Source organism: Deltaproteobacteria bacterium (assembly GCA_016183235.1).
Taxonomy (GTDB): Bacteria; UBA10199; UBA10199; order DSSB01; family JACPFA01; genus JACPFA01.
The window spans coordinates 28,818-52,815 of the sequence record JACPFA010000025.1 but is presented as its reverse complement, the minus strand read 5'-3'; the positions used below and the strand labels follow the sequence as shown (position 1 = coordinate 52,815).

Here is a 23,998-nt window from a genome sequence, read left to right as displayed (position 1 = left end):
ATGTTGAGTTTAACGAGGGTATATGGAAGTGCTAATTACCTTAGCAGTGGAAGAACCAGGTCTCACGGTAATTTGCACGGCGTTATTCGGTTGAACTTGTAAATGAAAGGTGTCGCCTTGGTTCAAGTGATGTTCGGCTTCACCTTTGATAGCAATAGTACAAGGGCCTTGGGCACAATGATAATAATGGTCGCCTTGGGTCAAGGCACGCAGGGCCCCCTTATCGACACTACCATTCGTGCCATCTAATACGCTCACGTTCACACGGGCACGGGTGGGATCGTAAATAACGCTAAAATCTTTGATCGGGATTCCACCGATTAATTCAGGCTTAGTGGTTGCTGTACCATCGAAACGATAAACCTGCCATGGCAACACCCTATTTGTTACCGGCAAAGCATCATCCATATGATGAGTTAAAACAATACCTGGACCTTCTGTAATAACCACCACTCGCTGATAACCCGTGAAATGGCTCCACGCCCCTTCGTCTTTCACCGGTGCCATGCTCACCCGCCAGGCAAAGTCTTTGGCCTTCATATCGGCGTTGGGGGGATTGATGGCTACTTGATGGGTTACACCCTTTCCACTCGCCCAAGGCATTTCTTGATAATCCGTAGAATTCATCAATCGATATTGGAAACGACTCCCTACCGGCGGACTTTCCATAGCAGTAAGTTCCCGATATTCGACATGGTGAACATCTCCAAAAGACTCTTTATGAACCGCCGGATCGTAGCTTGGAGAACGCGTTAATCCCGCTACGCTCAAACGAATGACATCACCGTGGGAATATAGCAAAACCAAGTGATCGCCGTCGGCATAACGACGGTCGAGTTCATTCATGAATCCCAAAAAGCGGGCTTGAACTTGGTAAGGGTTTTCAGCCTGTTGGTAATGGTGGTGAGGATTGGTTTTATCTTCCGCCCACACCGCTCGATAAACTGACCATGGATCGTTTGAACCATCCCGCTCACCAAAATAGCGTTCGCGCAATTCATCGGCACGGACAACGTGAACTCGCTTGCCTGTTTTTTCATAAAGAACATCAGCGGCTAATTGGGCAGTCTCGGTGGTACGGGTAAAAGGCGAGGCATAAATATGCAATTTGCCGGCGGCTAAGGCTTCATCGATTCGGGCTTGGTTGGCATCATACCAGGCAAGCGTGCGTTCACGGGTTTGTATGCGGCCTGTGGCTGTTAACCCCTGGCCAGGTTCCATGCCTATTTTGGGAGAAGACACTAAGTGCTTCTCAACATTAGGAACCGCCTGCCCATGCCGAACGGCCACAAATTGATTGTTTAATTTTGTGGGCGCCTGAACGATATTGGGTTGGCGTCGCATATCGATGGGGTCCCCATTAAAGATATAACCAAAGCGCTCCACATGTAAACCAGGGTTCATGTCGTTTACAGCCGTCATGCCAATGCGCATCAGATCGCCGTGGGAGAAAAGTAATACCAAGTGGTCACCATCGCTAAAACGTTTTTCCAAACCTTTCATGAATGTGACAAAGCGGCCTTGCACCTCGTGAGCCGATTCGGCCCCGAACATTTTATGATGGGGATTTTTGGGATCTTCTGCCCATACTTGGTTATAGTAAGTAGCGGCAGGGCTTTGCCCTTCCGCCCCACCAAAGCCTCGATCACGTAAAGCGGGAGCGATTTGAATTGCAATATGTTTGCCGGTTTTTTCATAGATAACCGCGGCCGCAATTTCAGCGGTTTCACGGGCACGGCTAAAATCAGAACTGAAGATGTGCAACTTGCCGGCTTGCAGGGCCGCTTCAATTTGTGGCTGATTGCTATCAAACCATTTGTTAAACGACTCACGCATATGAGTGCGGCTTTCAGGCTCAAGCCCCCATTTCGGCAGGCTTGCCCGAGCTGGATCACTCACCACCTGATCGTACGAGTTACTACGCGCTAGACCATGGCGCATGGCTACATAACGATTTTTAAACGTCGGCGGCAAATGGGCTGCACGAACGGCCCGCGCGTCTGCCTTAATGTCGCGCATGGGGCCAAAGTATTCGCGGTCGTGGCGCCACCAAGGGAGTTCGATCGCAAGACGTTGATGAGGATAATCGGCAGGAATCGGTGCAGTGCGAGGCAACCGAACGGATTGATAACCATTGCCCATGGCATTGGCCAAATCATCAACATAATAACCACTCATCCGATTTAAATAACCACTAGAAGTGCCTAAAGTAAGATTTAAGAACGACAAGGGCCAAAGGGAAAACTTTTTACGGTTGGACGGAGGTTGATAGATGGTAAAGCCAGGCAAGGCGGCCAACATTTTATAAGTAGAAGACGAATCATCGACCAAACGATTGAAGGGCCGCTTGGCAATGCCCGCCTTGGCTAGCAACAAAGGCAAGGCTGGATGTTTGAGCTTGGCCCCACCTTTAGGATTATTTTGCACCCGGTGAACATAATCAACCACCAGAGGATGTTCATCGGCCAGATAACGCAAGCTAGCTGCCTGTTGCATGGCCATAGCCAAATGTTCACGGGTGTAAATGTTAGGTGCATGACGCACGTCGCGGTCGGTGACCAATTCATCAGGGCCTTTACCAAAATAAATATATTTCAACGCCGGCACTTCATTGGCCAAGATCATAAAACGACCTGAGGGCCCGGTGGTGCACAAAATAAGATTGTCGGCTTGACCCAGGCGCAAACCTAACTCATAGGCCGGCACCCCCGGATGCAACTGCATTTCTTGGCGCAAACGAAAACCATCCATAGCCCAATACACCGCACGTAGCAGGGGGTTGGGTTTATGACGGGGCTGATAGGGCTGATAAGTTTGAGGGTCAAAAACTTTGGGGTCTGTATGATGATACCGGGCGTCCTGTCCTCTACCGTTGCCACGTAGTAGGCCCGCCGGTGTCAGGGCCCAATGCAATTGCACTTCATCAAGATCCCACGCGGTAGTGCGCACGGTTTCGGGATTTTGGCGGGCGAGATTAAAACCACGGGCAAAGGCACGTATATCTAAGGCATGGGTCGTTAGGCCAAAATGACCGAGTAACTGTGCAGCATAAGTAGGATCTGCTGCTAAACAGCTGGCAATTGCTTCAGGATTGGGAACTTGAAATTGAGTCGGAGTTTTTTCAAATCTTGTTCCAAAAAACGGCACCACACCCATCGGCGGTCTACTTTCATCAACCTTAACCCGGCGATTAGCACCACCACGACCGGCACCCAAAGCCGGCTCAACTAAAGCACCAAATTGCATTCCTTTGAGTGGCCCTTCTACACGCCCGGGGAAAGCCATAGCGGGCTGCCAGGCACCATAAGAAGAAAGGGTTCCTAAAAATCGGTCAAACCCATTGGGAGGCGTGATTGTTTTTGGCTGAATCCCGCGTTGTAAATAAACATGCGCAACAGATAAGCGCTGGCTGGCATGTGCCACGCTAGGAAATAAGGCGTGGATCCCTCGCATCCCCACCATAAATTTGGCTTGTGTCGTGGCTGCTTGATAAACTTTTTGACTCAAAGCTCGTTTCGATAAACCGTCTGAACTTTCAAATAACGTTTCTGCCCCTACCATTCCCGCAGTACCTCCGACGAAAGCACTCGTCACCCTTGTGAATGTCATCCCTCCAACTAACCTCGGCACCTCATATCTGCCCACATAATGGAAAGCCTGTGCCGTACCACCCACCCCCAACATCCCTAAACGCAAGCCCAACCATCCAACCCCCGTTCGTAAAGCTTCGTCCCCTAGGTTTACTGATTCTCCATGCTTTAATTTTTCAGCCACCCCAATTCCCGTAATTCCAGCTACCTCGGTCGTAACTCCAACCCCTCGGGCTAGCACCGTTCCCACCGTTCCGCGGTTCCACCAACTCTCGACTCGTCTCCCCATCCATGACATGACCCCATTACGCGTCGCTTGCCCCAACAACCCTACCCCGGCTAATAATGCCACATCGCCTACATCCAAATTCTGCATCACTTGTGTAGCTCCCCCCACCACTCGCTCAACCCCGCTACACCCTCGCTTGCTCTCAGCCCCGCCTTTACATAATTCACTCGCGGCCAATTCACCTTCATATCCCCCTTGCGCTTCAACCCATTGTAATAAGGATGCCCCGACGGTTTTTTGCTGCTCATCGCCAAAACGCAACAGTTCACTACCTCGCAAGTGCAAAGCTTGAACAAGGCTCGGATCAGGTTTATCAGCTAATTTAGTTGGCCCTGACTCAACACGAAAATAAAAAGGATCCCACCAACTAGTGGACCCCTCATTGCGAATGGGATCATTTGTCATAATAAAAACCGCACGATTTTGACCTATCTACTCAAATCGACAACCCTTTCAAAGGGTTGCTAACATAAATTCCCCACATCATTTAAACATCGCTCACCTAAAAAGTTTTACTGAGAGGGGCTAGGGGGTAACTTGAGAGCCCGCGCCCGGTCGGCTTAAGGAGGGCTTAAAAATTTTTTGTTTTTAATTGAATTAGAGTATTCCTCTGTCATCCTCTAATTCAAAAAAACAATAAAATTTTTAAGCCCTCCTACAGCCGACCTCCTGCGCTAAAAGGCTCTCAAGTTACCCCCTAGCCCCTCTCAGTAAAACTTTTTATATCTCTTCAAATATTTGCGGAGAAGTCTTTTTGAAAAGTAGAGAGGGCCTATCCTTGTTTGAAAACATTACCAGGAGAGAGCCCGCACGAAGGCAATGCAAATGCTGTCATTGCGAGCCCAACGGGCGCGGCAATCCCATCGCTTAAACAGAAGAGATTGCTTCGCCCTGCTGGGCTCGCAATGACAGATGGCGAACAGTAGGGCGAACGGTGCGCGTTTGCAAACAAGGATAGGCCCTCTCTACTTTTCAAAAAGACGTGGCTCTATTTGCAGATGAATTGAAGAATAAAATGGAAGATTGCCACGCTCGCCAATGGGGCTCGCTCGCAATGACATGGAACCCTGCTGTGCTCTGAATGACATTATATTCCAAATTTCCACTTGTTTTTCGCAAAATCCTTGGCTACCCAAACTTTATGTTAAGAAGTGCCAACCAACCCATGACGGTGAGTTTTAAAACCTTGGGTTGCAAACTCAACCAATCCGAAACCGACGCCCTAGCTGACCAATTTAAAAAAGCCGGCTTCGCGGTGCGTGATTTTGCCGAACCGGTTGACCTTACCATTATTAATACCTGCACCGTCACTAACGACGCTGACAGCAAAAGCCGCGCCGCCATTCGCCAAGCCATCCGCACTTCACCACAAGCCCGCGTGGTGGTTACCGGCTGTTACGCCCAAATTAAACCTGAGGAAATTAAGGCCATTGAAGGGGTGAATCTCATTTTGGGAACCGATGAAAAATATCGAATCCTCGATCATCTTAAAACCCTTGCCAATCATGAATCGCAAGAAGTGCTTACCATCGTGAACGATCGCGGTGAGTTTGATGAAGTGAGTGTGGACGGTTTTATCTCTGCGACAAATCGCACCCGGGCGTTTTTAAAAGTGCAGGAGGGTTGTGATTATTACTGCTCTTACTGCATCATTCCCTTTGCAAGGGGCAAGGCACGCTCCCGCCCTTTTGAAAATACTTTAAGCGAAGCCCAGTTGCTGGCTGCACAAGGCTATCAAGAAATTGTGCTCACCGGCATTAACATTGGCACTTATCAAATTACCCAAGATCAAACTTATTATTTGGTAGATTTATTAAAGGGCTTAGAAAAAATTTCTGACCTTAAAAGAATTCGCATCAGCTCGATTGAACCCAACACCGTTACCGATGAATTGCTCCAAACCATTGCTGATTCACAAACGATCTGCCCGCATTTGCATATCCCTTTGCAAAGCGGCAATGACGATCTCTTGCAAGCCATGAACCGCAAATATCGCCTGGCCGATTACGCACGGCTCATGGAACGTTTTCAGCATTATCTTCCCAATGCCGCTTTAGGCACGGATGTGATTGTTGGCTTTCCGGGCGAAACCGAAAAACATTTTCAAAATACTTTAGAATTTATTGAGCGACAACCCTTCACCTATATGCATGTTTTTCGCTACAGCGATCGAACTGGCACAGCTGCTGCTAAATTACCTCAGCATGTTGACCCCGAGGTCATCAAACATCGCAGCAAAGTTTTGGCAAGCCTCATGCAAAAACAAAAAGCTAATTATGCAAAAAAGTTTGTGGGGTGTAGCATGCCTGTGCTATTTGACCAAAATGATCACCCCCGCTATTCGGGTTACACCAAGAATTATTTGCGAGTGCAGGTGCAATCGGAGCGCGAGTTGCGAAAAGAAATTCACCTTGTGAAATTAACCGAAGAATTAGGGGGGATTTTTAGAGGGAGTTTAATATAATGTCATTGCGACCCCGGACTTGATCCGGGGGAAGCAATCTTCAGTATTAAAACAGAAGATCGCCACGCTTCGCTCGCGATGACAGTGTACCATGGTCACCATCAAACCTTTCTCGGCTCTACGAGCCACATCATTTTTAGCTAAACAAATAGCGTCGTTCCCCTATGATGTCATCAACTCCGACGAAGCGCGCAAGCTTGCGCACGATAATCCTTACAGCTTTTTGCACATCGTCAAATCTGAAATTGATTTGCCGCCTCAAACTGAACTCTATTCCAACGAAGTTTATCAAAAGGCTCGTGAGAATTTAGCAAAATTTGAAAAAGCAAAGTGGCTACAAAAAGATCCCACCCCCAACTTTTATTTGTATCAACAAAAAATGGGTGAGCATCAGCAATTGGGCTTAGTCGCTGTTTGCTCGATTGACGACTACGACCAAAACAAAATTAAAAAACACGAAAAAACCCGGCCCGACAAAGAAGACGACCGCACCCAACATATTCTCACCCTATCGGCGCAAGCAGAACCGGTTTTTTTAGCTTACCGTGACGAGCAGGGGATTCATGAGCTAGCTGCACGTTGGGCCCAAGCCCACTCGCCGATTTTTGACTTTACTGCCGAAGACGGCATTGCCCATACCGGCTGGGCTATCGATGACGCGCAAGCCATCGCAAACTTGACGCAACAGTTTTCAAAAATCGATAACCTCTACATTGCGGATGGTCACCACCGTTCCGCCTCCAGTTCACGCGCACGCCAAAAATTATTACAACAAAACCCTCATGCTTTAGGAACTGAAAGCTATCACTATGTCTTAGCGGTTATTTTCCCTGATAACCAATTAAAGATCTTACCCTATAACCGTGTGGTGAAAGATCTAAACGGCCTAACCGAAGAAGTTTTTTTGAATAAAGTTAAAGAACATTTTGAAATTCAACCCACGAGTCTATCCAGCCCCGCCACCCCCAAGACTTATGGCATGTATTTAAATACAAAATGGTATGTAATGACACCTCGCTTGCATGTCTCTGCCCAAAAAAATTTATTGGAATTACTCGATGTCGCAGTTTTGCAAAACTATCTTTTAGGGCCCATCTTGGGGATTGACGACCCCCGCACTTCCAAACGCATTGATTTTGTCGGTGGGATTCGTGGCACCGAAGAACTGGTGCATCTTGTCGACTCAAAGAAATTTCAAGTGGCCTTTTCTCTCTACCCTTCGCAAATGCAAGAAGTGATGGCTATCGCCGACCAAGGCCTCATCATGCCCCCAAAATCTACCTGGTTTGAACCTAAATTACGCTCGGGGCTATTTATTCACCAGTGGAAAGCTAATCAGAGATAAAGAACAATATTTTGCTATGAGTAGAAAATCATGATCGGCTGTAAGCAAAGGGTATTCATGCTCGATGGAGGCCGCTGAGATTAAAAAGTCAACGGGGCTGGCTTGAACCCCTTTTTTGCGAAGCTGATTTCTTAAACGGGCGGCTAAAATATAAGTTTCTCGACTGATAGGAACCAACGGAAATGGCTTTAAAAGTTTAACAAGATATTCAAAACTATGTTCGCTCTTTATTCCATCTAAAAGTTCTTGTAAGATACTACCCAGCAAGAAGAAACAATCCCCTTTTTCAAGATGGGAACGAAACGCAATAACGTAAGGATTATGTTCATCAACGTGATTTCTTCTTAGTACTAAGGACCAAACAGAGGTGTCAACGATGATATTCACGGCCTTTTCGCTCTTTTTTATAATTCCAATTTTTGCGAAATTCGATGGTTCCTAGAGAACGAAGAATTTTTTTTTGTTCTCGCCTTTCAATAAATTCTTGCAAGGCGACATTGACGGTCTCTCGTTTTGTACGAAAAGAACTTACTTTTAAAGCACGATTAAGCAACGAATCATCAATGGCAAGATTGGTAGGCATAATGGCTCCTATGTGTAGAGTCTACACATCTTAGCAAAAATGTCAAGGAGCCGCCAATCGAAGTTCCTAGAAGAAACTTTAAGGCTCACTTTGCCGAAAAGATAGATGGCGTCAAGCAGGGGAATCCATGTATAAGTTTATGAATAAATACTTAATAATATTAATGGGTTGGTTAATCATGCCAGCCTGTGGTGGTGGGGAGTTTACCGATATCTCGTCTGATTTATCTATGATTCAGGGCGATTTAAGCGGCGATTATCAGGCCCGCGATAGCAATTGCACTGGTTTTGCGCTGGGCGACTTTACCATTCTACAAGAAGGTTTTAATCTCACGGTGCTTATTCAAGACCCTGCCAAAGATTCTAATTTAAAAAAGGGTGACCGCTTCACGGGCCAACGCACCATCAAACAAAATTCCAAAGGCGATTCTTATTACGCCTTTGAGTCCGAAACTCTTGGTTGTAATGGTTTTATCCTCGACACTCAAAGCAAAGTTGATCTGGCTACCGATTCTGTCCTGGTTAAATTTCAAACCGGTGATTTATTGCTCACCTGCTTCGATAGTTCAGCCGATGGCGCTTGTGACTTGAGTTTTGCCCGAAAACTTGATTAAGCTTACCCATTCCATGATGCGCCAATCACCCATCACTATTGCACTCATCACCCTATCCATTGCGGTTAGTCTTTTTTCTCAATTAGGCAGTAAGATCGGCCCGGTGCATCAGCTCTTTTTCAGTAGCTTCATTCAACCCGATCTGCCTTCCATCTTTATGCAAACCCAATCACTCGAAATTTTTCAGGGGCAAGTATGGCGGTTGTTCACCCCCATGTTTTTACATTTTGGGATTATTCACCTCATCTTTAATATGCTTTGGCTAAAAGACTTGGGGGGGATCATTGAATTTCGCATGGGTTCTTTTTACTTGCTTGCCTTGGTATTGGTAACCAGCGCTCTTTCAAATATAGCACAGTTTTTATGGAGCGGCCCCTTGTTTGGCGGCATGTCGGGCGTGGTTTATGGTCTGCTCGGGTTTCTGTGGATTCGCGGACAGCTTGACCCCTACTTTAATATCGTCTTGAATCGCCAAGTGGTCATCATGATGATCGCCTGGTTTTTTCTTTGCCTCACGGGCCTCATGGGTAACGTTGCCAACATGGCCCACGGGCTGGGCCTTGCCACCGGCATGGCTTGGGGCTATCTCACCAGCGGGCATTTAGGGTCTGACCGGAAATAAATGTTCTTTTTTGGCGCTCAGATTGGGGTCAGATTTGACCGATCTGAATGAGCAAAACCGGAGGAATAGCAGGGCTATTTTGAGGATTTTGCGATTGAAGATCGGTCAAAGATGGCCCCAAGATGAGATGCCAAAATGAACATTTATTTCCGGTCAGACCCTTAGGCCGAATTCTTCGGCTACGGAACTACCGTTGACTCACTCACCTCTCAATGCTAACTTATATAAGACTAATATAGTCTTATATAGATTGTAAAAAGAGTCTTGAAAAACCATTTGATTTGAATTAGTTAGCGCCGGGCCTACAGTGGCCTTTTATTAATAAGACCGTGTTTGTCAGATAACTATGCTCTATTTCAACAAAAAAACGGAATATGCCCTGATTGCCATTTTGCACATGGCCAAAAAATCGGCTGATTCAAACATCACCAGCGCCCGAGAAATCGCCGAGGCTTACGAGGTCCCTTATTATCTCTTGGCTAAGGTGTTGCAGCAATTGGCGGGGCTCGGTGTCATCAAAGCAGTCCATGGGACAAAAGGCGGCTATATCCTGGCCAAACGCCCCCAAGACATTACGCTAGCCGATATGCTGGGGGTCTTTGAAGGACACTTGGGAGTGGCTGAATGTTTTCGTGAAGAAAAAATCACTTGTCGGCAATGGGACGGCTGCACCATCAAAAGCCCGCTGTATAAACTGAATCACAAGATTCAAACCATGCTTTCTCAAATGACGGTGGAGGATTTAACCAAATGACTTCGGCAACTAAATTAAAAGAATTAACGTCCCAAGATTATAAATATGGTTTCATCACCGAACTTGAAATGGACCGTGCACCAAAAGGTCTAAATGAAGATATTATTCGCTTAATTTCGGCCAAGAAAAACGAACCGGCTTTCATGTTGGAATGGCGATTGAAAGCCTATCGCCACTGGCTGACCATGAAAGAACCCACATGGCAAAATGTAAAATATCCTCCGATCGATTATCAAGACATCTATTATTATGCCGCCCCTACGCAAAAAACCAAACCTAAAAGCTTAAACGAAGTCGACCCGCAGCTCCGTGAAACTTTTAATAAGCTAGGGATTTCTCTGGCTGAACAAGAGGTGCTTACGGGTGTTGCGGTTGATGCGGTGTTCGATAGCGTATCAGTGGGCACAAGCTTTAAAGAAAAATTAGGAAAGATGGGGATTGTTTTCTGCTCGTTTTCCGAGGCCGTGCAAGACCACCCAGAACTCGTCAAAAAATATTTAGGCACCGTGGTGCCTTACACCGATAACTTTTTTGCTACCCTTAACTCAGCGGTTTTTACCGATGGTTCTTTTTGTTACATCCCCAAAGGGGTGCGTTGCCCCATGGAACTCTCGACTTATTTTCGTATCAACGCTGCCCAAACCGGCCAATTTGAACGCACGCTCATCATCGCCGATGCAGACAGCTATGTCAGTTATTTAGAGGGCTGCACGGCGCCCAAACGCGATGAAAACCAATTGCATGCCGCAGTGGTAGAATTGGTCGCCCTCGATAATGCTCAAATAAAATATTCAACCGTGCAAAATTGGTACCCAGGCGATAAACAGGGAAAGGGCGGCATCTACAACTTTGTCACCAAGCGTGGAAAATGTGCGGGGGTAAATTCAAAAATTTCTTGGACTCAAGTTGAAACCGGTTCTGCTATCACTTGGAAATATCCCGGTTGCGTTTTGTTAGGCGACAATTCTATTGGCGAATTTTATTCGGTGGCCGTCACCAACAATTACCAACAAGCCGATACCGGCACCAAAATGATTCATATTGGCAAAAATACCCGCTCCACTATCGTTTCCAAAGGTATATCTGCCGGCCATGGGCAAAATACTTACCGTGGTTTGGTTAAGATCATGAAAAATGCCCATGGGGCTAGAAATTATTCACAATGTGATTCTTTATTGATGGGTGACCTATGCGGGGCCCACACCTTCCCTTCGATTGAAATTAAAAATAGCACCGCCCAAATGGAGCACGAAGCCTCCACCTCTAAAATTGGTGAAGATCAACTCTTTTACTGCAAACAACGCGGCCTCTCCGAAGAAGATGCCGTTAATATGATCGTTAATGGATTTTGCAAACAAGTGTTTAAAGAATTACCCATGGAATTTGCCGTCGAGGCACAAAAACTTTTAGGGGTTAGTTTGGAAGGGAGTGTTGGATAAAGTCAAAGTGTCATCCTCGCGAAAGCGGGGATCCATTAGAGGGATAACTTATGCTACAGTTAAAAAACCTGCACGTACAAATTGAAGACCGCGCCATTTTAAAGGGCATTAACCTCGAAATTAATGCAGGCGAAGTGCATGCCATCATGGGCCCTAATGGTTCTGGCAAGAGCACCTTAACCCAAATTATAGCGGGCCGCGATCTCTACCAAATCACTCAAGGGCAAATTTTATTCGAAGGCAAAGACCTGACCCCTCTAGCCCCTGAAGCCCGAGCTCAACGTGGCATTTTTCTGGCTTTTCAATATCCCATCGAAATCCCTGGCGTTGCCAACGCTTATTTTTTACGCACTGCCCTGAATGCCAAACGAAAATTTTTAGGCCTCCCCGAAGTTGATGCCATGGATTTTCTCACGCTAGTTAAAGAAAAAATGAGCCTCTTGCACATGGATCCTAGTTTTTTAAATCGCAGTGTCAACGAGGGTTTTTCGGGCGGCGAAAAAAAACGCAACGAAATTTTACAAATGGCCATCTTAGAACCAAAACTTGCACTGCTGGATGAAACCGATTCTGGCTTAGATATCGATTCGCTAAAAATTGTGGCCCGCGGGGTCAATACCTTGCGAACCTCGGAACGAGCTATACTGCTCGTCACCCATTATCAACGCTTACTCAACTACATCGAACCCGATTATGTGCACGTGTTATCAGAAGGCCGCATCGTCAAATCGGGGGGCAAAGAACTGGCGCTACGACTTGAAGAGCAAGGTTATGGCTGGGTCAAAGAAACAACCGTCTAAGGTTTAAAATATGTCAGATCAAACTTGGATACAAAATTTGGTTGAGCAATATGCGGTTTTAAAAAACCTGCTGCATTCGCAAGAAGGTTTTCATGTTGTGTTTATTAATGGCCACTTTGCTGGCCATTCCCCATTAAGCCTACCCAAAGGGGCCATCTTAAGCCACATAAGCTCAGTGCTGAAACAACACCCTGAGTTACTACCCAATCTGCCACCTCAGCCTAGCGATGGGGTTTTTGTTTTAATTCCCGAAGATACTCAAATTGAAAAACCTATCTTTTTAGATTTTGTTTCTATTCCCAATTCACAACCTATCGATGTTCATTCTCAAAATCTTATTTTTATGAGCCCTTATGCACAAAGCTCTATTATTGAAAATTATTCAAGCCTTACCCCGGGCGCTTATTCCACTCATGCGGTCACAAAAATTGTTTTAGCAGAGGGGGCCAACCTCGACCACTATCAAATCCAGCAAGAAGGCGGGCTAGCCAAGCATAGCAACGATGTAAGCATTCAACAAAACCAAGACAGCCAATATAGGTCGCATGCCTTTGCTTTGGGTAGTGGCTTGGTCTGCAATAACCTTCAAACAACGCTGGCCGCCCCCGGGGCTAGTTGCATGCTTAACGGCCTCTTTTTAGGTGAACAAAAACAACGGATGGATTTTCACACCACCATCGATCACGCTCAACCTCACTGCACCAGCGAGGAATTATATAAAGGGATTTTGGGAGGGCAGGCCCAAGGCACTTTCAAAGGGCGGATTGTCGTTAGGCCCCATGCGCAAAAAACCAGCGCCCGTCAAACTAACAAAAATTTACTTTTATCCGAAGAGGCCCTCATTAATACCGAACCCATTTTAGAAATCTTTGCCAACGATGTAAAGTGCAATCATGGCGCCACCATTGGGCGGCTGGATGAATCCCAATTATTCTATCTAACTTCGCGTGGCATTCACCGCAAATTGGCCCAGCAGATGTTAATCCACGCCTTTGCGAGTGATTTATTAGCCACCATCCCCTTGAACAGTGTTCGCCATCATATTCAAACCATCATTAGCGAACATTTAACGAAGTGGAGCCTTTGTGCGGAGGCCGCATGAGACTTGAGCCAAAAATCCTTCGCCAAGATTTCCCTATTTTACAACAACAATTCAAAGGCAATCGGCTCGTGTATCTTGATAACGCCGCCACCACCCAAAAACCCAAGATTGTTATTGATACCCTGCAACAATATTATGCCGAAGATAATGCCAACATTCACCGCGGCGTTCATTATTTAAGCGAACGCGCTACTGAAAAATATGAACAAGCTCGCAAAAAAGTGCAACAATTCATTGGCGCGCAAGAGGCGCAAGAAATTATCTTTGTGCGTGGCACCACCGAGGCCATCAATTTAGTGGCTCAAACCTTCGGGCGAAAAAATATCAAATCTGGCGATGAGATCATCCTTTCTACATTAGAACATCACTCCAACATTGTGCCTTGGCAAATTTTAGCTCAAAGCTTGGGCGCCCATTTGCGGGTTCTTCCTATCACAGATGATGGCGAATTGGCGCTTGAGCAATTGCCTAAGCTCATCAACTCAAAAACTCGCCTCTTGACTATTGGCCATGTCTCCAATGCCCTTGGCACCGTAAATCCCGTTCATGAAATAATTAAAACGGCCCATGCCCACGGCGTGCCCGTACTCATTGATGGTGCACAATCGATCCCTCATTTGAAAATTAATGTGCAAACCTTGGATTGTGATTTTTTTGCCTTTTCAGGGCATAAACTCTTTGGCCCCACCGGCATTGGGGTTTTGTATGGGAAAAAATCATTTTTGGAAACGATGCCCCCTTATCAAGGCGGTGGCGATATGATTCGCGAAGTTACGTTTGAAAAAACTACTTACAATACCTTGCCCTATAAGTTTGAAGCCGGCACTCCCAATATTGCAGGCACCATCGGGCTTGGCGCTGCCCTTGATTATCTCAACTCATTAGATTGGAATGCCGTTCAGATTTACGAAAAAGAACTTTTAGCTTATGCCACCCATGCTTTACAAGAGGTGCCAGGTCTTAAAATCATTGGGCAAGCAAAAGAAAAAGTCGGGGTGATTTCGTTCATTTTAAAAGACATCCACCCCCACGATATTGGCACCATTCTCGACCAATCGGGCATTGCCATTCGCACCGGCCACCATTGTACCATGCCCCTCATGTTGCGCCTGGGGCTACCCGCGACGGCACGGGCTTCGTTTGCTTTTTATAATACGAGAGAAGAGGTAGACCAACTCGTGAAGGGAATATACAGAGTAAAGAAATTGTTTGAATAAAAATGTCATTCTGAGGCGTGCCCCTTCGCTAATGCTCAGGGTAAACTCCGAATCTTCTATTTTGGATTGTTTATCTGAATGAAATGGAAGATCCCTCCCCGGATCGAGTCCGGGGCAGGCTTAGCTCGGGATGACACATTTTATAGACTGGAATGAGAACTAAACTATGTCGGATTTACGTGAACTCTATCAAGAAATGATCTTAGATCACAATCGAAGCCCACATCATTTTCATGAATTAGCCGATGCTAATCGTACGGCACGGGGAAACAACCCTTTGTGTGGTGACCAACTCACCGTTTATTTGAAACTCAACCAAGATAAAATTAATGCGATCAGTTTTTTAGGTTCAGGGTGTGCCATTTCAAAAGCGAGCGCCTCTATGATGACGGATGCCTTGCAGGGCAAAACCAAGCATGAGGCCTTGCAATTATTTGAGGTCTTTCACAAAATGGTAACGGGCCATACTGAATTAGCGGATCCATCGAAGATGGGCAAGCTTGCCGTATTTTCCGGAGTGGCTGAATACCCCGCTCGGGTCAAATGCGCGAGCCTGGCCTGGCACACGATGAAATCGGCATTAGAAGGATCGGACGCAATTGTATCAACAGAAACAGGTGAATAAAAATGGAGGTATCGTCATCCCGGACAAGCCTGCCCCGGACTTGATCCGGGGATCCGGGATCTATAATTGTGGATGCCGGATCGAGGTCCGGCATGACGAAGAAGATATGGACAACAATACTGCTCTCAAAAATAAAATAATCACTGTATTAAAAACTTGTTATGACCCTGAAATCCCCGTCGACATCTACGAGCTAGGGCTCATTTACAACCTCGAGGTACAAGAAAATGGCGCCGTTGAAATTCAAATGACCCTCACCTCACCCATGTGCCCGGTGGCTGAAAGCCTGCCCCCTGAAGTAGAAAGTAAAGTAAAAACGATTCCTGAAGTGACCGCTTGCCGGGTTGAAACGGTGTGGGACCCACCCTGGAGTAAGGACAGGATGAGTGAGGCCGCCAAGCTACAGCTCAACATTTTTGATTAGGGGACCTCTAAAAACGACCCATCTGCCGCGTTGCCCGCAAAGCCACGATCCTCACGTATTTCCATATACGCTCCGGTCGCGTCTTTGCGGGCGCCTTGCATCTGGGCCCTTTTTAGAGGTCCCCATTTAAAGGATTATTCCATTAGTAGGCGTAACGGGTTCAACTTCAACGTCCAAAATTTTTTCGATCCAAAGTTGAATGCTTTCTTCGGTCGGAAATTCAAGCCCAAACAGGGCCGATATCCCCATAAAAGTGAGTTTTAATTGATTACCCTCCATTTCCCAAAGCCCCACTAAAAAAGATCCATCCGAATAGGTGAGTTTAAACTTTTTATCGGCCTGAAAGGCAACCGATATGGGCTTAGCCCCTTGAGTCACCGGGAAAACGCTCACCGATGAATTTTGAATTTGTTTGTTGGATAAAACTTTTGAACTGATCTGCTGTAAATCTTGAGCCAGCTCATCACTATTAGCAATTTTGTAATTTTGATTATTGAGTTTCGTTTCAGATAAATTAGTTTCCCCACTTGGCGAACAATGGGCCAACCCCATCATCAACAAAAGAACCCATAAACACGATTTAAACTTCATAAATGCTCCCATTTTCATACACGACTCCCATTGTAAACGTTTTCATAAGTAAATTAAACCCTATTCCATAGGGCATTAAAGCCTTTTTCTAAAAATCCAAATAGCAAGGCTGCCACAACAATAAATAAGGTCGCCTGAAGAATAGGTGAATGGATCTTTGTGGCATTCAACCACACCATTGAATCTTCAATCCAAGGGCGATGAAAGAGTAAAACCCCATAACTGTAAGTCCCCATCCATTTTAAAGGCTTCAATAAATTAGGTTCTTTCCACAGTTGAACCGCTGGGCTTTGCTTAGCCAACCTTAAGGCTAAAAAAACCCCGAAGGCAAACTCACCTAACTTCGTAATAGGAAAGCCACCCATAGCAAGATAAGGATGCCAAGTATTAAGCGGTGATTTGAGAATGATTAAACTACTCCCTCCTGCTAACAACAGGCTGGCCAGCAAAGTCAGACCTGGCCATTTTCTCATCATTTGGTAGAGCCAAGGGAACATGAGGTAGAGAAAAAACAGCGTGCCAATAAACCACAAGGTTGAGTTGTAATTGGCCATCATCCTGGGGTGAAAGGTGTGCAAAAAAGTCGCTTTCATCAAAAAAGAAACCAGCACGTCTTGTTGTTTTGACCAATCCCCGGCAAATTTTATTAAATAAAATAAAACCGAAACCAAGATGGCCGAATAATAAAGCGGCGCAATGCGCAACAGGCGCTTTTTTAAAAATTCTCGGTAAGGAATTTGGGTATAACCTTTTTGTGAGTAAGAATGGCCCAAGCCCCATCCACTCAAAACAAAAAATATCGTGACCCCTAAAAAACCAAAATTGCGCAAGATGCCTTCAAACCAGCTCGGGCTATTGATCTGCAACTCCGAAAAAGAATGCACCCACTGCCACTGAATGGCCACGGGATATTGCCCATGTTCGGCCACAAAACTTGCCCGAAAATAGTGGTAATAAAGAATGCCGATCGCGGCAATAGCTTTAAGATAAGGGCTTAAAATACTAAGGCGACTGCCCTGTGGTCTCATGGAACAAAAAACGGGGTTCGAAGTCATATTGGTTCAACCACAGTATTGGATCAATTATGAGAGGTGATGAGCGGGAAACGGGGTTCGAACCCGCGACCCTCAGCTTGGGAAGCTGATGCTCTACCAACTGAGCTATTCCCGCTTGAATGTTCTGTACCAACTGCCAGCCGGAGGCTGGTCTGCCTCCGGCGGAAGCTATTCCTATTACTCTATTTTATTCAATCAAAATATTAAAATATTAAAGATGTTATGGATGAGGGATAATAGCGATGATAGTTATGTCACCTCGTTTTGGACCATAACACCAAAACATACGGTGAGCACCCGGCGTTTCATTTTCAACGTAGGCCTCAAACACAGAACCCCTTGAATCGAATGGATTCTCATACCCATGGTAGACATGGGTGTTTAACGAAGGGTGGCGTGGATTGGTTTGGAGATACCCCAAAACTCTTTTCACTTTTTTAATCTTGATTTTAGGGAGATGCTGATATTGACCAGCGGCCTCACGGGTAAAATGAATGTTAAAGGTCATTCGGAATCACTAAGATATTTTGAAAAATCTTCTTTAGCCTTGACCAATCGCCCTGCTTTAGCCTGAGCAAGGCCGCGCTCAACGGATGCCTTTGCCTTGGGATGGGTTTCAAGCCAAGGCTCTGAAAGAGGAACAACAATCAATGGTTCTAAAAGAATTTTCCCCGTCGAAAAATCTTGATAAACTCGATAGTGCTTTGAAGTAGATCGCACCTTGCGGCCTAAAGAAATCCTATTTTTAGAATCCGCTTTTACTTCGGCAACTTCCCTAAAATCACTCTGTCCCAGTAAATTCATACTTCACCTTAGTTGGATATTACCCTAATAGGGAAATTTATCAAGTGGGAAATTCCCACTTATCTCGCCCCATGGTGGAATGGGTTCTTTTTTACACAGGGGGTTAAAATTGAAAAAATGAATTATTTTAGTAAGTTAGATTAGAACCTGAGTAAAAAACCACCCCTTGACTCAGAACGTATTCCCTAATTCCTTAATGATTTCAATCATTTCATTTTTGGCCCCGAAATTGCACCTACCTAGAGACAGGTCAAAATAATCCTATCTTTAATGGGGGGTCTGCAATGAAACGGTTCATTCACAGCGGTTTATCATTATTTCTATTTTTTATTTCAACACTGATGGTCGCCTGTGGCGGCGGAAGTAGCAGCAGCTCTGACAGCGATTTATCAAGCCTCAACAGTTTGAGTGACTTGCCGGATAACTCGACCATGGTTGCCACCAGTTCGGGGTCTTCTTCAGTCTCGGCTGATATCGCCACCGCGGTCAGTGGCACACCTGCCCTCTTTACAGCTTTAACCCCTGAGCCTCACTTCTTCGAAGATGGGTTTTTAGCCAGTGTGGCTGCCCAATCTGGCTCAGTGAGTGAAGCCGATCAGAATGAGTTTTGGGTAGGCGAAGGTAAATGCCAAACCATACAAGGGGCCGGCCAGACCTTTGCTTTAATCAGCAACATGGGCATGACCTTATGTATGATGCAGGGAGCACCCTCCACCGGGATTTTCACCTTATCCAGCGGAACCTTGGATGACCCCCTCACAATTTTTGACCAACAAGCAGATGACCGCCACATTAAAGTAGCCGGGGTAACAGAGGGTGGACAAGGAGGTTCCCAAGATATCTATTTCAAAGTCTATGGGACTAACTCTGTTGCTAATCAATATAAATTTGATGTTTGGTTCTGTAGTCAAGGCGAAACTAACCCCCGTGGCTTAGAAAGTGTCACCGTAGACAAAACAACCGGGGCGATCACTCAAACATCTGAACACAACGAAGATCAATTCAACGCCACCATTAGCTTTAGTGGGAAAATCGCCAACTCGGGCGGTACCTTTGTCTATGACCCTACAGCAGACAAAACCCTGACCTTACTTAACTCGGGAAGTTGGGATGGCAACACGAACCTCTTCAACGTTCAAATGACCGTTTCCGATGGTACTCTAAGCTTGAAAGCCAAAGACTCCCACGTTCAACAAAGTCAAACCAATACCAACAAAGTTTATATTATCTCTACTTATACGGGTACCGAACTCAGCAACGTCCGATTTTTAACGGCTGCCTTCAAGACCAGCGGTGGTGGTGGTACTGAAACATGGAGTGCAGAAGGTGGTATGGAGTGGAATGATACCGATACGAATGGGCCTATGTATGCCAGCAACGTTATCATGGATATCGTGAATACAGTCAGTGCCCTAGACTTTTCAACCGACTCATTCCTAAGCACCTCGCCTGAAGCTCCCGCGGTTGACCTTACGGATGTGTCCTGCAGTGTAACAGCGGACATTGAGGTAACCATGACTCAAACTCAAGAGGCCATGCTTGCTATGCAAGCCTTGCAACAATCTTGTAATGATTTTGATGATCCCAACTTTGATTTGTGCTGGGGTGACAGCGAAATAAATGCTGCCAAACAAGCCATTTTTGCTAGCCAAGGCGGCCCCCCTTAACAATCAGTTCATACAGTGAAATTTGAAAAGCCGTTAAGGGCAAACCTTAGCGGCTTTTTTATTTAGAAAATTTCTTTTTTATCAAAAAAATAGGCGATTTCTTTAACTGCGTTTTCGGGTGAGTCGGAACCATGCACGGTGTTCTCTTCAATGTTGGTCGCAAAGTCTTTGCGAATTGTACCAGGTGCAGCCTGGGCGGGATTCGTAGCCCCCATCACTTCACGATTTTTGGCCACGGCATTTTCACCTTCTAATACCATCACCACAATATGCCCACGGGTCATGAATTTAACCAAACTATCAAAAAAAGGTTTGCCTCGGTGCACGTCGTAAAAACCTTCGGCTTGCACCTTGTCCATTTTGATCATTTTAGCAGCTGCAATGCGAAGGCCGGCTTTTTCAAACCGAGTAATGACTTGACCAATGATATTTTTTTCAATCCCGTCGGGTTTGATAATTGAAAGAGTTTGTTCGAGTGACATAAAGCTCCTTTTGTCATTCAGAGCCCAGAGGTCCTTCGCTTCGCTCTGGATAAACTCCGAATCTTCCATTTTATTCTGCAGATAAAACAGAAGATTGCTTCGGCCTACTGGCCTCGCAATGACATTGATAAAGTTTTCCCAATTTCTGCCGGCGACTTGGCTACTTTAATCCCTGCGGCTTCTAACGCGGCAATCTTTTCTTTCGCAGTGCCCTTCCCACCCGAAATGATAGCACCCGCATGGCCCATGCGTTTGCCGGGAGGCGCAGTCATCCCCGCAATAAAACTCACCACCGGTTTCTTAACATTCTGCCTAATGTAAAGGGCGGCTTCTTCTTCAGCACTGCCACCAATTTCCCCAATCATCACGATGGCCTCAGTTTTTGGATCTTCGTTAAATAATTTTAAGCAGTCAATAAAGTTGGTGCCATTCACCGGGTCGCCCCCAATACCAATGCAAGTCGATTGCCCTAGGCCCAATTGGGTGAGCTGATAAACTGCTTCATAAGTCAAAGTCCCACTGCGCGACACCACTCCAATGTTACCTGGTTTATGAATGGCCCCTGGCATAATGCCAATCTTGCATTCCCCAGGCGTAATCACCCCTGGGCAATTAGGCCCCACTAACCGAGTGCGCTTGTCTTGCATAAAGCGCTTAACCTTCACCATGTCTAAAACCGGAATGCCTTCAGTAATACAAATCACTAAATCTAAATCGGCATCAACAGCTTCCATAATGGCATCGGCTGAAAAAGGCGGCGGCACATAAATCACCGAGACATTGGCCCCAGTTTTTTCTTTGGCCTCAATGACCGAATTAAAAATGGGAATGCCTTCAAAATTTTGGCCGCCTTTACCAGGGGTAACGCCTGCCACCATTTGAGTGCCATATTCTTTGCACGCCCGAGTATGAAATTGGCCCGTACTCCCGGTAATGCCTTGGGTTACAACACGAGTATTTTTATTAACCAGTACGCTCATAATATAAATCTGTCATTGCGAGCCGAGCCCCAAGCCTGCCCCGGCCCCCGAGCCGGGGTGGCAATCTTCCTTTTCATATTAAGCAATAGCTTTCACTACTTTTTCTGCAGCTTCACTCATCGTATCCGCCGAAATAATCGGCAACCCAGACTCTGCTAAAATCTTCTTCCCCAAATCCACATTGGTCCCCAGAAGACGCACCACCAAGGGGACTTTCAAACCAAGTTCTTTAGCCGCAGCCACTACACCGGTGGCAATGACATCACACTTCATAATGCCACCAAAAATATTAACCAAAATCGCTTTGACCTTGGGATCTTGTAAAATAATTTTAAAGGCAGCCGTGACCCTGTCAGCGGTGGCCCCTCCCCCCACATCCAAGAAGTTAGCGGGTTCGCCGCCATGTAGCTTAATAATATCCATGGTGGCCATGGCTAACCCTGCCCCATTGACCATACAACCGATGTTGCCATGGAGACTAATAAAACTTAAATCGTATTTTTTAGCCTCAGTCTCTTGAGGATTTTCTTCGTCTAAATCTCGATAAGTTTCGATATCGGGGTGACGGTATAAGGCATTGTCATCAAAATTAATCTTGGCATCAAGGGCCAAGACTTGGCCATCTTCGGTTTCAATCAAGGGATTGATTTCTACTAAACTCGCATCGGTTGCCAAAAAAACTTGGTAGAGTTTATCCATCATTTTAACAATTTGATTAGCAATACTCGCTTCGATTCCCAAACCATAGGTGAGCTTACGGCCTTGATAGGCCACAAAACCCACAGCCGGATCCACCACCTCTTTTAAAATTTTCTCAAGGTGTGTTGCCGCAACCTCTTCAATATCCATCCCACCTTCGGTGCTAAACATAAACGTTACCCGCGAAGTGGCCCGATCGAGCACCATGCCTAAATAATATTCTTTTTTGATTCGAGATGCCCGTTCGACCAACAGCTTACGAACTTTTTGCCCCTCAGGGCCTGTTTGATGGGTCTTTAACATCATGCCAAAAATGGCATTGGCATGGCTCTTAGCCTCTTCAGCATTTTTAGCTAATTTTACCCCACCGCCCTTGCCGCGGCCACCCGCATGGATTTGCGCCTTCACGACCACAGGCCCACCCAACTCTTGAGCGATTTGATAGGCCTCTTCAACACTCAAGGCCGCCTTGCCCTCAGGTACCATCACCCCATATTTCCGAAAAATTTCTTTGCCTTGATACTCGTGAATCTTCATGGCTGACCTGCCGTAGCATGCTGATTTTTGTTGGTCAACCCTTTCGATATATTTACATTGAAGTATTCGATAATTTATCGTTATTCCGATAAATTATCTTGATAATTTATCGTTATTCCGATAAATTATCAAATGTGCTTCATCGCTATTTAACCAGCCCTATTCAACAAGATGCCTTAACCAGCCAAAAAATGGCCTTTATCTCGGGGCCCAGACAGGTAGGCAAAACAAGCCTGGCGCAAGAATTACTGACGAATTCAGAAAATTATTTTAACTGGGATGATGCTGCCTTTGCCAAGGCATGGGTCAAAAACCCCGAATCAGCCCTCAACCCTGCCCACCCCGGGCCTGTGGTCATCGATGAAATCCACAAATATCGTTTTTGGAAGAAAACCCTTAAAGGGATGTATGACAAGCACAAAGATAAATTTAATTTTATTATTACCGGTTCGGCAAGGCTTGATCTGTATCAAAAAGGTGGTGATAGTCTATTGGGTCGTTATTATCCCTATCGCTTATATCCTTTTACCGTTAGCGAAACAGCCACCCCTACTATGAATCCAGAAAACTTAGAGCCTAATAAAATCAATTACCCTTTAAAAGATCTGTTACAACTTACAGGTTTTCCTGACCCTCTGTTACAGAGCAATGCAGGGCAAGCCGAACGTTGGTCTCGCTTACGCAAAGAACGGCTCCTCCGAGAAGATATTCGCGATTTTAAAAACATTCGCGAACTACAATTAATGCGTATCCTGATTGAAATTTTACCAGAAAAAATTGGCAGCCCGTTGTCTATCAATAGTTTGCGGGAAGACTTGCAAATTTCATATTCAGTCTTAAGGGATTGGATCGAAATCTTAAAAAACTTGTATATCTGTTTTCAAATACCCCCCTATCATAAAAAAATTGCCCGTAGCCTTGTCAAAGAATCAAAGTATTATCTCTATGATTGGATAGACATCAAATCGGATGGGGCAAAACTAGAAAATGTTGTTGCGCTCCACCTCTTAAAAGCATGCCATTTTTGGACCGACTGTGCTGTAGGGACCTACGATTTGTATTACATCCGCACCCTAGATAAATTAGAAATTGATTTCTGCATCACGAAAAAAGGAGAACCTTGGATGCTGGTAGAATGCAAATCCAATGATCTAGCGCTTTCACCCGCTCTCATCAAAATGCATCGTCTCTTTCCTAAAGCTAAGGCTATTCAATTAACCTTAAAAAACATCGACAAAGTTGATCTTCCTTCAGGAATTCGCATCATCAATGTTGAAAAATTTTTAAGCCTTTTTATGTAAGCTTTCGTTCAGGGC

The 23,998-nt window shown here is 45.6% G+C and carries 23 protein-coding genes and 1 tRNA gene; 13 read left to right on the top strand and 11 right to left on the bottom strand.

What is annotated here, in order from left to right:
- Window positions 1-9 precede the first annotated feature (9 nt).
- Window positions 10-4,284 (bottom strand): HutD family protein, encoded by a 4,275-nt coding sequence (locus tag HYU97_05780; GenBank protein ID MBI2336251.1) that lies wholly within the window; start codon window positions 4,282-4,284, stop codon window positions 10-12.
- 736 nt (window positions 4,285-5,020) lie between these two features.
- Here HYU97_05780 and mtaB point away from each other — a divergent pair.
- Both mtaB and HYU97_05770 read left to right on the top strand, forming a co-directional pair.
- Window positions 5,021-6,343, top strand: a complete 1,323-nt coding sequence (mtaB, locus tag HYU97_05775; protein MBI2336250.1) for a tRNA (N(6)-L-threonylcarbamoyladenosine(37)-C(2))-methylthiotransferase MtaB — start codon at window positions 5,021-5,023, stop codon at window positions 6,341-6,343.
- Window positions 6,344-6,434: 91 nt separating this feature from the next.
- A complete protein-coding gene (locus HYU97_05770; GenBank protein MBI2336249.1) occupies window positions 6,435-7,688 on the top strand; it encodes a DUF1015 domain-containing protein in 1,254 nt (417 codons plus the stop codon).
- On the opposite strand, the gene HYU97_05765 is transcribed toward HYU97_05770, so the two are convergent.
- Window positions 7,653-8,075, bottom strand: coding sequence for a PIN domain-containing protein (locus HYU97_05765; GenBank protein MBI2336248.1), 423 nt, complete (start codon window positions 8,073-8,075; stop codon window positions 7,653-7,655). The two genes, HYU97_05770 and HYU97_05765, sit on opposite strands and share 36 nt — an antisense overlap.
- Complete coding sequence (locus tag HYU97_05760) at window positions 8,059-8,271, bottom strand: type II toxin-antitoxin system VapB family antitoxin (GenBank protein ID MBI2336247.1); 213 nt, start codon at window positions 8,269-8,271, stop codon at window positions 8,059-8,061. Before HYU97_05760 ends, HYU97_05765 begins: the two co-directional genes overlap by 17 nt.
- Window positions 8,272-8,398: 127 nt before the next feature.
- Between HYU97_05760 and HYU97_05755 the strand changes: the two genes are divergently transcribed.
- The 9 genes from HYU97_05755 to HYU97_05715 all read left to right on the top strand — a co-directional run bounded on the left by HYU97_05755 (window position 8,399) and on the right by HYU97_05715 (window position 15,867).
- Window positions 8,399-8,884: a hypothetical protein gene (locus HYU97_05755; GenBank protein MBI2336246.1), complete on the top strand. Its 486-nt coding sequence runs from the start codon at window positions 8,399-8,401 to the stop codon at window positions 8,882-8,884.
- 13 nt (window positions 8,885-8,897) lie between these two features.
- Window positions 8,898-9,506 carry a rhomboid family intramembrane serine protease gene (locus HYU97_05750; protein ID MBI2336245.1) on the top strand — a complete coding sequence of 203 codons (609 nt, stop codon included), beginning with the start codon at window positions 8,898-8,900 and terminating at the stop codon, window positions 9,504-9,506.
- Window positions 9,507-9,852: 346 nt separating this feature from the next.
- Complete coding sequence (locus tag HYU97_05745) at window positions 9,853-10,260, top strand: Rrf2 family transcriptional regulator (GenBank protein MBI2336244.1); 408 nt, start codon at window positions 9,853-9,855, stop codon at window positions 10,258-10,260.
- Window positions 10,257-11,699: a Fe-S cluster assembly protein SufB gene (gene sufB, locus HYU97_05740; GenBank protein MBI2336243.1), complete on the top strand. Its 1,443-nt coding sequence runs from the start codon at window positions 10,257-10,259 to the stop codon at window positions 11,697-11,699. The genes HYU97_05745 and sufB overlap by 4 nt, the downstream gene beginning before the upstream one ends.
- 50 nt (window positions 11,700-11,749) lie before the next feature.
- A complete protein-coding gene (gene sufC, locus HYU97_05735; GenBank protein MBI2336242.1) occupies window positions 11,750-12,499 on the top strand; it encodes a Fe-S cluster assembly ATPase SufC in 750 nt (249 codons plus the stop codon).
- Between the two features lie 10 nt (window positions 12,500-12,509).
- Complete coding sequence (gene sufD / locus HYU97_05730; protein MBI2336241.1) at window positions 12,510-13,601, top strand: Fe-S cluster assembly protein SufD; 1,092 nt, start codon at window positions 12,510-12,512, stop codon at window positions 13,599-13,601.
- A complete protein-coding gene (locus HYU97_05725; GenBank protein MBI2336240.1) occupies window positions 13,598-14,818 on the top strand; it encodes a cysteine desulfurase in 1,221 nt (406 codons plus the stop codon). Before sufD ends, HYU97_05725 begins: the two co-directional genes overlap by 4 nt.
- Before the next feature lie 166 nt (window positions 14,819-14,984).
- A complete protein-coding gene (locus tag HYU97_05720) occupies window positions 14,985-15,443 on the top strand; it encodes an SUF system NifU family Fe-S cluster assembly protein (GenBank protein MBI2336239.1) in 459 nt (152 codons plus the stop codon).
- Window positions 15,444-15,549: 106 nt separating this feature from the next.
- The gene (locus HYU97_05715; GenBank protein ID MBI2336238.1) at window positions 15,550-15,867 is read left to right on the top strand and encodes an SUF system Fe-S cluster assembly protein; all 318 of its coding nucleotides are present in this window, start codon (window positions 15,550-15,552) and stop codon (window positions 15,865-15,867) included.
- Window positions 15,868-15,993: 126 nt separating this feature from the next.
- Here the strand turns inward: HYU97_05715 and HYU97_05710 are convergent, their stop codons facing one another.
- The 5 genes from HYU97_05710 to HYU97_05690 all read right to left on the bottom strand — a co-directional run bounded on the left by HYU97_05710 (window position 15,994) and on the right by HYU97_05690 (window position 18,317).
- Window positions 15,994-16,458, bottom strand: a complete 465-nt coding sequence (locus tag HYU97_05710; GenBank protein MBI2336237.1) for a hypothetical protein — start codon at window positions 16,456-16,458, stop codon at window positions 15,994-15,996.
- A 53-nt stretch (window positions 16,459-16,511) separates the two neighbouring features.
- Window positions 16,512-17,486 carry an acyltransferase gene (locus HYU97_05705; protein MBI2336236.1) on the bottom strand — a complete coding sequence of 325 codons (975 nt, stop codon included), beginning with the start codon at window positions 17,484-17,486 and terminating at the stop codon, window positions 16,512-16,514.
- Window positions 17,487-17,555: 69 nt separating this feature from the next.
- Window positions 17,556-17,628: transfer RNA gene (locus tag HYU97_05700), tRNA-Gly, on the bottom strand.
- Between the two features lie 105 nt (window positions 17,629-17,733).
- Entirely contained in the window at window positions 17,734-18,021 is a 288-nt protein-coding gene (locus HYU97_05695) for a hypothetical protein (GenBank protein ID MBI2336235.1), read from the bottom strand.
- Window positions 18,018-18,317, bottom strand: coding sequence for a hypothetical protein (locus tag HYU97_05690; protein ID MBI2336234.1), 300 nt, complete (start codon window positions 18,315-18,317; stop codon window positions 18,018-18,020). Before HYU97_05690 ends, HYU97_05695 begins: the two co-directional genes overlap by 4 nt.
- A 284-nt stretch (window positions 18,318-18,601) precedes the next feature.
- Between HYU97_05690 and HYU97_05685 the strand changes: the two genes are divergently transcribed.
- Window positions 18,602-19,984: a hypothetical protein gene (locus tag HYU97_05685; protein ID MBI2336233.1), complete on the top strand. Its 1,383-nt coding sequence runs from the start codon at window positions 18,602-18,604 to the stop codon at window positions 19,982-19,984.
- A 62-nt stretch (window positions 19,985-20,046) separates the two neighbouring features.
- Here HYU97_05685 and ndk read toward each other — a convergent pair whose 3' ends face one another.
- The 3 genes from ndk to sucC all read right to left on the bottom strand — a co-directional run bounded on the left by ndk (window position 20,047) and on the right by sucC (window position 22,682).
- Window positions 20,047-20,466: a nucleoside-diphosphate kinase gene (ndk, locus tag HYU97_05680; GenBank protein MBI2336232.1), complete on the bottom strand. Its 420-nt coding sequence runs from the start codon at window positions 20,464-20,466 to the stop codon at window positions 20,047-20,049.
- A 104-nt stretch (window positions 20,467-20,570) separates the two neighbouring features.
- The gene (gene sucD / locus HYU97_05675; protein ID MBI2336231.1) at window positions 20,571-21,446 is read right to left on the bottom strand and encodes a succinate--CoA ligase subunit alpha; all 876 of its coding nucleotides are present in this window, start codon (window positions 21,444-21,446) and stop codon (window positions 20,571-20,573) included.
- 78 nt (window positions 21,447-21,524) lie between these two features.
- Window positions 21,525-22,682 (bottom strand): ADP-forming succinate--CoA ligase subunit beta, encoded by a 1,158-nt coding sequence (gene sucC / locus HYU97_05670; GenBank protein MBI2336230.1) that lies wholly within the window; start codon window positions 22,680-22,682, stop codon window positions 21,525-21,527.
- Between the two features lie 134 nt (window positions 22,683-22,816).
- Between sucC and HYU97_05665 the strand changes: the two genes are divergently transcribed.
- Window positions 22,817-23,983, top strand: coding sequence for an ATP-binding protein (locus HYU97_05665; protein ID MBI2336229.1), 1,167 nt, complete (start codon window positions 22,817-22,819; stop codon window positions 23,981-23,983).
- The last annotated feature ends 15 nt before the right edge of the window (window positions 23,984-23,998 follow it).